The organism is Candidatus Fukatsuia anoeciicola, assembly GCF_964059965.1.
GTDB classification, from domain to species: domain Bacteria; phylum Pseudomonadota; class Gammaproteobacteria; order Enterobacterales; family Enterobacteriaceae; genus Fukatsuia; species Fukatsuia anoeciicola.
This window is the reverse complement of sequence record NZ_OZ060923.1, coordinates 1,095,382-1,107,340: the sequence shown is the minus strand read 5'-3', so window position 1 is coordinate 1,107,340 and position 11,959 is coordinate 1,095,382. Positions and strand designations below refer to the sequence as shown.

The 11,959-nt window shown below is 27.5% G+C and carries 8 protein-coding genes; 2 read left to right on the top strand and 6 right to left on the bottom strand.

Going from position 1 to position 11,959, the window contains the following annotated elements:
- Positions 1-195: 195 nt before the first annotated feature.
- Positions 196-645: an FMN-binding protein MioC gene (gene mioC, locus AB4W73_RS03495; RefSeq protein WP_367680437.1), complete on the bottom strand. Its 450-nt coding sequence runs from the start codon at positions 643-645 to the stop codon at positions 196-198.
- A 1,396-nt stretch (positions 646-2,041) separates the two neighbouring features.
- On the opposite strand from mioC, the gene kup reads away from it, so the two are divergent.
- Both kup and AB4W73_RS03485 read left to right on the top strand, forming a co-directional pair.
- Positions 2,042-3,910: a low affinity potassium transporter Kup gene (gene kup, locus AB4W73_RS03490; protein WP_367680436.1), complete on the top strand. Its 1,869-nt coding sequence runs from the start codon at positions 2,042-2,044 to the stop codon at positions 3,908-3,910.
- A gap of 444 nt (positions 3,911-4,354) precedes the next feature.
- On the top strand, positions 4,355-5,521 hold the full coding sequence (locus tag AB4W73_RS03485; RefSeq protein WP_367680435.1) for an IscS subfamily cysteine desulfurase: 1,167 nt from the start codon (positions 4,355-4,357) through the stop codon (positions 5,519-5,521).
- 1,644 nt (positions 5,522-7,165) lie between these two features.
- Here the strand turns inward: AB4W73_RS03485 and gndA are convergent.
- The 5 genes from gndA to thiS form a co-directional block, all read right to left on the bottom strand.
- The gene (gene gndA / locus AB4W73_RS03480) at positions 7,166-8,578 is read right to left on the bottom strand and encodes an NADP-dependent phosphogluconate dehydrogenase (protein WP_367680434.1); all 1,413 of its coding nucleotides are present in this window, start codon (positions 8,576-8,578) and stop codon (positions 7,166-7,168) included.
- Positions 8,579-8,592: 14 nt separating this feature from the next.
- Positions 8,593-9,480, bottom strand: a complete 888-nt coding sequence (galU, locus tag AB4W73_RS03475; RefSeq protein WP_367680433.1) for a UTP--glucose-1-phosphate uridylyltransferase GalU — start codon at positions 9,478-9,480, stop codon at positions 8,593-8,595.
- A gap of 353 nt (positions 9,481-9,833) precedes the next feature.
- Positions 9,834-10,958 carry a 2-iminoacetate synthase ThiH gene (gene thiH / locus AB4W73_RS03470; RefSeq protein WP_367680432.1) on the bottom strand — a complete coding sequence of 375 codons (1,125 nt, stop codon included), beginning with the start codon at positions 10,956-10,958 and terminating at the stop codon, positions 9,834-9,836.
- Positions 10,959-10,962: 4 nt separating this feature from the next.
- A complete protein-coding gene (locus tag AB4W73_RS03465; protein ID WP_367680431.1) occupies positions 10,963-11,754 on the bottom strand; it encodes a thiazole synthase in 792 nt (263 codons plus the stop codon).
- A 1-nt stretch (position 11,755) separates the two neighbouring features.
- On the bottom strand, positions 11,756-11,956 hold the full coding sequence (thiS, locus tag AB4W73_RS03460; protein WP_367680430.1) for a sulfur carrier protein ThiS: 201 nt from the start codon (positions 11,954-11,956) through the stop codon (positions 11,756-11,758).
- Between the last annotated feature and the right edge of the window lie 3 nt (positions 11,957-11,959).

Sequence of the window (11,959 nt, the reverse complement as noted above, 5' to 3'; positions counted from 1 at the left end):
GTTATTTTCTATAAATAAAATCATATAATTAATAATACTAATTTGCTGTGAATTATTAGTGATTTTGTTTTGTATAAGTTGGGATCTAAATAGGATATTATCCACAGAGCTTTGTTGTTAGTAAGTTATCCTAGAAATAACTACTGGTTTTCCATTACTTTTACACAGGTTTATACATTTATAATAACTTAATATTTATTTTGTTGTATGCAGTTGAATCCAATTAACTAACCATTTTTCTGCATAATTTCTTGGTGAGCTATACTTAAGTGCATCAATTTTAAGTATTTGGCCGATTCTTTTAGCTCCTAGTCTCAATAATTCTTGATTTATTTTCTTAATAGCACCACAAAAATAATCATAACTAGAATCACCTAGACCTATTGCGCCGAAATGGATCTGTGATAAATTTGGTTTCTGTTGTTTAATTTCCTCTAATAAGGGTTGAAGATTTTTTGGTAATTCACCTGATCCATAGGTAGATGTAATAACTAGCCATTTACCATTTAGTACTAGTTCATTCAATTTAGGGCCGTGCATTATTTTAGTAGTAAAACCAAAAATATTTAATTGTTTAGATAAGTATTTAGCAATATCTTCAGCATTTCCAAGTGTGCTACCGCTGATTAAGGTAATATGAGACATAAAAGACCTAATTAAAAAGAGAAAGAAAAATTTTTTATTTTATGCTGTAAATTAATTTAGATTTACCTATGAATACTAAGAATAATGGCAATTTAATTATTATTTAGAGTAAAGTATAGTACTTACTATATTAGTACTAATAATAATAAAATAAACTATTTTTATTAATTATTAAAAAAAATAATATAACATATTAATATTAGTTATTTACTAAAATAGTATGCAATATTTAAATAAAATATTTTAATATATTAATTACTGAATTATTTGATTAATCCTAGTATAATAACATACATATCATGAGTCTTTTAATTACATTTAAATGTAATTAAAAAATAATATCACATTATCATTTTCTACTAAATACTCTGATTTAGATATTTATATTAAACACAATAAGTATTGTATATACTATGCAGTATATACAATGTAATAATGATTTTTATTGATAAATACCGATAAATAAAAGTATATTATTTATATTTTAATAATTAATTTATGTAATCTTTATTACATTATAGGGGAGTTATGTGGTTATTATTTACTGTCTTATTTATTAATTTCTTTTATTGTTATGTTTATTTTTTTGTTAATAATTTCCTTGTAAATAGTAGTTGATTAATATTATTCAAATAAGTAATGAAAAAAAATTTAAATTTTAGTTTATAATCTTATTAGTACTAATTAAAATTGTAAACGTAAAATATTATTATATTATTAATATTTACTAATTTTTTAGTGATAAGTATATAATAAAATTGCGTAATAATAAGTGATTAAATTTTTTTTCTTAGTAATTTAATTAAAATATCTTCCTTTTAATTTAATTCTAATGATAAATATAAGTAAATAATTTTTATTTTTTTGTAGAGTTTCTTTTATGAGTATTATCCAGGTGTAATATTTTTACATTAATTATAATATTTTTTATAATTACTCTACCTATTTAATTAGAGTTATTTAGAATTTATTTTATTAGTTTTTACATGTTGGTTATCGTATACTCTATGCTTTGATTTCATGTCGCTATTTAATTTTTATAATAAGTCTATAAATTAAAAATAAATATTTTTTCTAAAATTAATTTATAATTAATAAAAATTTATTAATTATAAGGGTAGCTCTACTCTTATTTACTATTTTATTACTAGCTTAAGCTAAGCAATTATTTTAATTAACGCATACTAGAAAAACTATAATTAGTACTAATAAGTTCTAGTAAATAATGATATTAATGTTAAATAATATAATAGATATCGATGATGTAACGCTTAGTCTATTTATAATCTTATTTTATTTTAAGTAAGATACATAAGAAATCTTAAGGTATTATAAATTTAATCTATTTTAAATAATAAATACTAGTTTGTGGATGTTCAGGAAAAAGAAATAAATTATGAGTATAGAACATAAACAATCTTTATCGGCAGTAACCTTAGCAGCAATAGGTGTAGCTTATGGTGATATTGGCACAAGTCCTCTCTACACGTTACGAGAATGTTTCTCAGGTAATTATGGTTTTGATGTTCACCCTAATGTAGTGTTTGGATTTTTATCACTAATTTTTTGGTTATTAATTTTAGTTGTTTCACTAAAATACCTTACCTTTGTTATGCAAGCAGATAATGCTGGCGAGGGTGGTATTTTAACATTAATGTTATTAGCAAGGCGTAACACTTCAGCTCGTGCTACTTCAATATTAGTTATTATAGGTTTAATTGGTGCTAGCTTTTTTTATGGTGAAGCAGTAATTACTCCTGCTATTTCCGTTATGTCAGCGACTGAAGGGTTAATAATTAGCTCTCCATCATGGGGTGATTATGTTATTCCGTGTTCAATTGTAATTTTAACTTTCCTCTTTTTAATCCAAAAGAATGGTACAGCTAGCGTAGCTAAGCTTTTTGCACCTGTGATGTTAGTTTGGTTTTTGATACTGGGATTATTAGGTTTATGTAGTATTATTACTAATCCTGAAGTGTTAGCTGCGTTTCATCCTAAATGGGCAATTGCCTTTTTTAACGAGCATAGAATGGCTTCTTTTTTTGCTTTGGGTTCTTTAGTATTAGCAGTAACAGGTGTAGAAGCCTTATATGCTGATATGGGACATTTTGGTAAATTTTCTATTCGATTAGCCTGGTTCATTCTAGTATTACCATCTTTGGTGCTTAATTATTTCGGTCAGGGAGCTTTATTATTAAAAAATCCTAGCGCTATTAAAAGCCCTTTTTTTTTACTTGCTCCTGATTGGGCAACGACACCTTTATTAATATTAGCAACTCTAGCAACAGTTATTGCCTCACAGGCAGTTATTTCCGGGGTTTTTTCATTAACTCGTCAGGCAGTACGTTTAGGTTATTTGCCACCCATGTGTATTATTAATACTTCTGAAATGGAATCAGGACAAATTTATATTCCAGTTATCAACTGGATTTTATATATTTTTGTTGTTTTAGTAGTTATTAGTTTTAAATATTCTAGTAATTTAGCTAGTGCTTATGGTATTGCAGTAACGGGTATAATGATGATAACTAGCATGTTATTTTGTACAGTAATATTAAAAAATTATCACTGGAATTGTTTTTTTGTTGTTATAGTATTGCTAGCTTTATTATTTATTGATGTTCCGCTATTTTTAGCTAATATATTAAAATTACTTTCCGGTGGTTGGTTACCATTAATTCTTGGTTTGCTAATGTTTATTATTATGACTACCTGGAAAAATGAGCATTTTCATTTATTACATCGTATGCATGAACATGGTAATTCGCTAAAAGCGATGATAATTTCATTAGAAAATTCACCTCCAATTAAAGTATCAGGTACAGCCGTTTATATGTCACGAGCTATCAATGTTATACCTTTTGCGCTATTACATAACCTTAAACATAACAAGGTGTTACATGAAAGAGTGTTGTTATTAACTTTATGCACAGAAAATATTCCTTATATACATGATATTCAGCGAGTAACAATTAAACAACTTTCATTAACTTTTTGGCAAATTAGGGCTTATTATGGGTTTAAGGAAACACCTAATGTTGAAGAGATTTTTCATCTCTGTAGTTTAGAGGGGTTGCCATTTCAAATGATAGAAACCTCATTTTTTATGTCATATGAATCTCTTATTTTAACTAAACGATCGTGGTATCTTTTTTTTCGTGGCAAATTATTTATTGCACTTAGACGTAACTCATTGCGTGTATCTGATCAATTTAAAATACCACCGGATCGAGTGATCGAGTTAGGCGCACAAATAAAAATTTAAAGTATATAAAAAATTTAAAACATAATTTTTTATTAATATTATTTTTTATTAAAATAGAAGTATAATAAATAGATATTAAGGAATATTTCTTGTTTTATTAGTTTTTATATGTAAATTTTAATAAAATTATTTAGCTTTTGTTTTTAATAAATAGTTTTATATATCTATATTAATATATAGCAATATATAGTTAAAATTATCAAATTTCTAATATAATAAATATTATTTTGCTATAATATTTATGCTTAATATTATATCTTACTCTAAAAATAAAATATCATAGATAATCAACATTCCTAAATACTAGAAAATTTTTTATTATTCTATTTAATAAGAGAAAACTTAAAGTAAGCTACACTATAAAATTTAGAAGCTAAATGTTTATAGATTTTATAAAATCTATTATATTATAATAATTTCATATATAGAATTAGGTATATAGTAATGAATTTACCTATTTATCTAGATTATGCATCTACAACACCAGTTGATCCTCGAGTCGCTGAAAAAATGATGCAATGTCTAACATTAGATGGGATTTTTGGCAATCCTGCCTCTCGATCTCATCGTTTTGGTTGGCAAGCAGAAGAAGCAATTGATGTCGCACGTAATTATATTGCCATATTAATTGGAGCAGATATACGTGAGGTAATTTTTACCTCTGGTGCTACTGAATCAAATAATTTGGCAATTAAAGGTGTGGCTAATTTTTACCAAACAAAAGGTAAGCATATTATTACTTGCCAAACTGAACATCCTGCAGTGTTAGATACATGTCATGAATTAGAGCTTCAAGGTTTTAAGGTTAGCTATTTATCTACACAACCTAATGGAGTTATTAATATAAAGCAACTAATAAAGACTCTACGACAAGAGACTATTCTTGTTTCTATTATGCATGTAAATAATGAAACTGGTGTAAGGCAGGATATTGCGGCTATTGGAGACATATGTCATAGTCATGATGTTCTTTTTCATGTTGATGCAACACAAAGTGTTGGTAAATTACCAATTAATCTTATAGATTTAAAAGTAAATTTAATGTCTTTTTCAGCACATAAGATTTATGGGCCAATGGGAATCGGGGCACTATTTGTACGACGTAATCCTAAAGTACATATTAAAGCTCAACAACAAGGAGGAGGTCATGAGTACGGTATGCGTTCGGGAACGTTGCCAGTGCATCAAATTGTTGGTATGGGTGAAGCGTGCCGTATTGCTAAAGAAGAAATGAATTATGAATCTAAGTATTTAACAAATCTACGTAATCGTCTATGGTATGGAATTAAAGGAATAAAAGGCGTTCGTTGTAATGGTGAAATCACACAGTTAGCACCTCACATATTAAATGTTAGTTTTGATCACATTCCTGTGGAATTGCTAATACTTCATCTAAGAAATTTAGCAGTTTCTTCTGGTTCAGCTTGCACTTCTGCTAGTTTAGAACCTTCACATGTACTACGTGCATTAGGTGTTAGTGATAAATTAGCCTATAATACACTCCGTTTTTCTCTTGGACGTTTTACCACTGAAGAAGAGATTGATTATGCTATTAAATCAGTCTGTGAATGTATTAAAAACCTAGGTAAGCTCTCTAATAAAATTAGGTAACTATAAAGTATTTTAGATTAGAATTAATCATGTTAGCAATTTTATTGCTAAAGAAATCATGTAGATATTATTAATAAGTATAATAATTTATAATTATTTAAATAAATACTACTTATTAATAGAATAATAGGGTGCTAATATTTATTTAAATGTTATGTAGGTGCTATTTAGCATGATTATTTTTAATATAGTATGAAAAATTAGATAAATAAGAAATCCCTGAAAGATCTATTATAATTTAAGATATAGGTTATTTATATATGAACTATTTAGTAACTTAGCAAAGATTATAAAAATAATGTATATTATATATACTAGTATAAGTATTTGTATTTTAGTAAATATTTTAATGAATAGAGTAAGATTATAGTATTTTATAAAGCTAGCATATAAGTTAAATATTATGTTGCTAATCTTAATTTCGGTAAAATAATACTTAACTTTATCTAATTAACCTTTTATATAAATCTAATAAAAAATAATATAATAATATAAATTATTAATTTTTTTATTATTTAGTAAAAATACTAATATTTTAGTAATATAAGTATGCTAAGGTAGTTAATAGTAAAAATTAAAATTTTATCATATCTTATATAAAGTGTACTATTAATACTTAACTTCTACTAAGTAAAGCCTATTTAAAATTCTATCTAGATGTGTATTGTAGTAATTATATTACTATTTTAGTATTAGAATAGATTTAGAATAGATAAATAGTATTTAAATATTTTACTTTAGAAGAGATTTAATATTAATTATTAATACTTAATTATTTCCTATTTTATAGTAAGTACATCCTATATGGTAATTTAATATATTTATTACAAATATATTTTTCTGTTCTTTAATTTCTTATTATTTTACTATGTCATAGTAATATGTTAGAATAATAAAGAATTAGTATTATAATTAGATAATTTATATTTTTAAATTAAGGCTTATTTTTTAAATATTTATTAAAAATAATTATATTTCATTAAATAAAAAATAAACTTTATTAAAAAACCTAAATTATTTAAAACTTTTATAATAATTGTAATGTATATTGTAGTTAAGTCTTATCTTTATTAAATAAAGATAAATAAAATAAAAAAGTAATTTAAATATAAAAGTAACTAATTTATACTATTTTTATAGTGATAATATCATATTTAAAATAGCATAATTTTTAATTAAAGACTATACATAAATAAAATTAATTATATTTAATACATAAAAACTATAAAAATCTTAAAAAAATAGTTACTCTAATACTTTAATAGTGTGGATTTTTTCATTATTTATTAAATTTACGTAACTATAAATATTACACTATTAAGCATGATTTAAGTAAAAGTATAGATGATAATTTAAAAAGCTAATATTAAAATAATTAATTGTACATAAGATATAAATATATTGTTTTAATAGACTGATACGTAATTTAGTAAATTAATAAGTTTTTTAGTACGTTTTAATCTAACTTTAATTACTAATTAAAGTTTATTGACGCTGCTATATTGTAGTTATTATTTAAATAATACATTGCTTGCTTCCTTATTTGCACTAAATAAGAAGATTGTATAATATTTATAATTAATCACTAACTCTATAATAAACATTAAATAATTTTTCTATTGATTATAATTACTACCTGATAATCTAGCTAATATTTACCCATTCGGTGTGAAATGAGCCCTCTTTATCAATACGTTTATAAGTATGAGCGCCAAAATAGTCGCGTTGTGCTTGAATTAGATTAGCAGGTAGTATTATAGCACGATAACTATCATAATAAGTAATTGCGGCAGAAAAAGCAGGAGTTGGGATGCCATTTTGTACTGCGTAAGCGACCACATTACGTAATGCTTGATGATAATTATTTGCAATTTTTACAAAGTAAGGTGCTACTAGTAGGTTAGTAAGATTGTTATCTACAACATAAGCAGCGGTAATTTTTTGTAATAACTGAGCACGAATAATACATCCAGCACGAAAGATACGTGCAATTTCACTATAGTTCAGCATCCAATTATGCTTCTTTGCTGCTGCTTTGAGTTGCTGAAAACCTTGTACATAAGAAATAATTTTACCTAAATATAATGCACGCCTAATTTTTTCAGTAAATTCTCTGTTATCTCCATTAAAAGGTTGATTTTTTGGACCATAAAGTACTTTAGAAGCTATTATGCGTTCTTCTTTTAATGAAGAAAGATAACGAGCAAAAACTGCTTCAGTAATTAATGTTAATGGAATATTAAGATCTAATGCACTTTGACTAGCCCATTTACCTGTTCCTTTATTTTCTGCTTTATCTAGAATAGAATCAACTAAATAATGATCTGTATCACTTTTATTTATGAGTATATTTGCTGTTATTTCAACTAAATAACTATTTAATTCACCTTTATTCCATTCATTAAAAATACCTGCTAATTGATTATTATCACTTTTTAATTTTAATTTTAGTAACGAATAAGCTTCAGCAATAAGTTGCATGTTACCATATTCAATACCATTATGTACCATTTTTACATAATGTCCAGCACCATCGGTACCAATATAGGTAATACATGGCTCATTATCTATTTTAGCCACAATTTTTTTCAAGATCGGGGCTACTAATTTGTATGCTTCTTTCTGGCCACCAGGCATGATTGATGGCCCCTTTAATGCCCCTTCTTTACCGCCAGAAATACCAATACCAATAAAATTAAAACCTTGCATAGATAATTCATAATTACGACGAATGGTGTCCTGATAGTGACTATTACCACCATCAATCAGAATATCGCCTCGCTTTAAATAAGGAATCAGAGAAGCAATAGTTTTATCAGTAGCTTTACCAGCTTTTACCATTAATAGAATACGTCGTGGTATTTCTAATAACTCAACGAATTCTTTGATATTATAATAAGGAAATATATTTTTTCCAGGGTGTTTATTAATGACCTCTTTTGTTTTATCCTTTGAACGATTAAAAATTGCTACTGAATAACCATGACTCTCAATATTAAGCGCGAGGTTACGCCCCATTACTGCCATACCAACAATACCAATTTGTTGTTTTAACATACTAAAACCCCTTTCTAAAATTGTTTTAACCAAGCTGAAAATGCTTCACCTTCAGTTTCATGGCGCCTACCATAGCTAACAAAAGTTTTCATATAACCAAGCTTATCACCGCAATCGTATGATTTACCGGTCATATGAAATGCCTCAACTAACTGTTGCTCTATTAACATATTAATGGCATCGGTTAACTGAATTTCCCCCTCAATTCCATGTGTGGTTTTTTCTAGTAATGGCCATATATTTGCTGCAAGAACATAACGTCCTACTACTGCTAAATTTGATGGTGCTTTATTTAAAACAGGTTTTTCAATGATATTAGTAATAACTGTACTCTTTCCTGGTAATAAGTTTAAACCATTAATATTAACAATGCCGTATTTATATGCATCCTCTATTGGTATTTGTTTTACCATAATTTGACTACGACTTGTATGTTCAAATTTTTTAATCATACAAAATAGATTTTCTTGCTTAAGATTTGCTAATTTATTATCAAGCAAGACATCTGGTAGTAGAATAATAAAAGAAGCCTCTCCGATTATTGGCTTAGCGCAGAGTATTGCATGCCCTAATCCTTGTGCTTGTCCTTGACGTACATGCATAATATTAACGTCATGTGGACAGATTTCTTTAATCTCTTTTAGTAATTGACGTTTGACTCGTTTCTCTAATAGAGTTTCTAATTCAAAAGAAGTATCAAAATGGTTTTCTATGGCATTTTTTGATGAATGGGTAACAAAAATAATATCTTTTACGCCAGCAGCGCTACATTCATTAACAATATATTGAATTAATGGTTTATCAACAATTGGTAACATTTCTTTTGGGATCGCTTTAGTTGCTGGTAGCATACGTGTACCAAGACCTGCTACTGGGATAACTGCTTTCCATTTTTTTCTCATTTTATTTTAATCTTTATAATAAAATATCTTATAAATTGGACTATAATTAAAATCTTACTCATTTAACATAGATCAATAATTTCTAATGTGATACATAGCAAAACTTTATAATTTAATTAAAATAAAAAATTATAAGAAAACAAAAGTTAATGTCATATTATAGTTTACTATAAAGTACTTTAGTTTAAACCTATTTGTATTCAATATAGTAGGTACCATGGATGTAATTTTCTTTCTTGATAACTATTAACTAATATTGATATATTATTTATTAATTTATAATTAATTTATTAGGTTTCTGCTATAATATTTATGCATAAATACTAGTTTCTAAAGATACCTAACACAAGGATTTATGAATGCCCTAGATAATGATCCCAATCCTTCCAAATTGGTTGTAGTCCGTTTTTGATTAATGCTTGTGCAACTTGTTGTGGAGAACGATTATCATGTGGTGAAAACTGTTCTAATTCAAGATAATTATTGGCATAACCTCCTGGTTGAGTTTTAGAACCGGCACTAATGTTATTGATAGCTAATGGAATCATATTATCACGAAAAAAAGGTGATTCTCGTGTTGAGAGTGAAAGTTCTACATTAGGAGCAAATAAGCGAAAAGCACAAATTATCTGTACTAATTGCTGTTCATTTATTATTGATGCAGGTTTAATTCCACCAACGCAAGGGCGTAAACGTGGAAACGAGATTGAATAGCGGCTTTGCCAATATTTTTTTTGCAAAAAAAATAAATGTTCTGCTAGCATATAACTATCAACACGCCAGCTATGTGATAAACCAAATAATACCCCTAAGCCAATTTTATCAATTTTAGCACGTCCTAAACGATCTGGTGTTGTTAATCGCCAATAAAAATCTTGCTTCTTCCCTCGTAAGTGATGCCGTCGGTAGTTATCATGATGATAAGTTTCCTGATATATCATAATACCATCTAATCCTAGTTTTTTTAACTCTACATACTCTTGCTCTGCTAATGGTTGAACTTCCATCATTAAAGAGCTAAAATATTGATGAATTATAGGTAGATAATAACGAAAATATTCCATGCCTACTTTAGTTTTATGTTCTCCAGTAACTAATAATAAATGATTAAATCCTTGTTTTTTAATAGCATTACATTCATGAATAATTTCTTCTTTATTAAGTATTTTACGTTTAATTTTATTGCTCATGGCAAAACCACAATAGCTACATTCATTAGCGCATAAATTAGAAAGATAGAGTGGTACAAAAAAATGTACCGTATTTCCAAAATATTGCCGAGTTAATAGTTGTGCTTTTTGCGCAAGCGGTTCTAGATAAGTTGATGCTGCTGGTGATATAAGTGCCATTAAATCTTCTAGTCCTAGTTTACTAGTATTTAAAGCGTTTTTAACATCGTGTGCTGTTTTATTATTGATACGTAAGGAAATATCATCCCAATCCAATTTTTTCCAGTGGAAACTAAAATCTTTAAGCATATTTTTAATCTTTTATTTGTTTGAGAAAAGCGGTTAATGGGCTGCTAGCAACAGCTTGTGATTGAGGTTGTGCAAAACCAGCTTGATAAGCTGAACGACCAGCTAGAATTGCTAATTTAAAGGCATATGCCATCTGGACAGGATTACGGGAAACAGCGATAGCGGTATTAACTAATATGGCATCTACTCCTAATTCCATTGCTTCTAATGCGTGACTAGGCGCACCAATACCAGCATCAACCACGACTGGTATGTTACTTTGTTCAATGATTAATTGTAGAAAATCACGAGTGCGTAAGCCTAGATTAGAGCCTATAAAGGCACCTAGTGGCATTACAGCAGCACAACCAACTTCCTCTAATCGTTTACATAATAATGGATCGGCATTACAGTAAGGCAATACTACAAAGCCTTTTTTTACTAAAGATTCTGCAGCTTTTAGGGTTTCTATAGGATCAGGTAATAAATGTCTAATATCAGGATGAATTTCTAGTTTTACCCAGTTAGTACCTAATGCTTCACGTGCTAGTTCAGCAGCAAAAATAGCTTCTTTTGCTGTTTTAGCACCAGAAGTATTCGGGAGTAATTGGATGTCAAGTTGTTGTAGTGGCGTTAAGATCGCATCGTAATTAATATTTAGATCAATTCGTTTCATTGCGATAGTAACTAACTGAGAACCTGATTCCTGTAGTGTATCTGTCATTAATGTTGAGTTAGCAAACTTTCCAGTACCAGTAAATAGACGTGAGTGAAAAAAGGTATCAGCAATTTTTAACTTATCATTAAACTTTAACATATTAACCTCCAGCTATTGCCTGAAACAGTAAGATCTCATCATTCTCTTGTAGTAAATGTGTCTTCCATTCATTGCGAGGAATAATGTTTTTATTAATTGCAATAGCATGTCCTTGTTGGTGTCGTTCTAATTGATGTAGTAGAGTATCAATGGTTATAATAGTTTTAAGTTCCATGGATTGGTCATTTAGCGTAATTTTCATAGT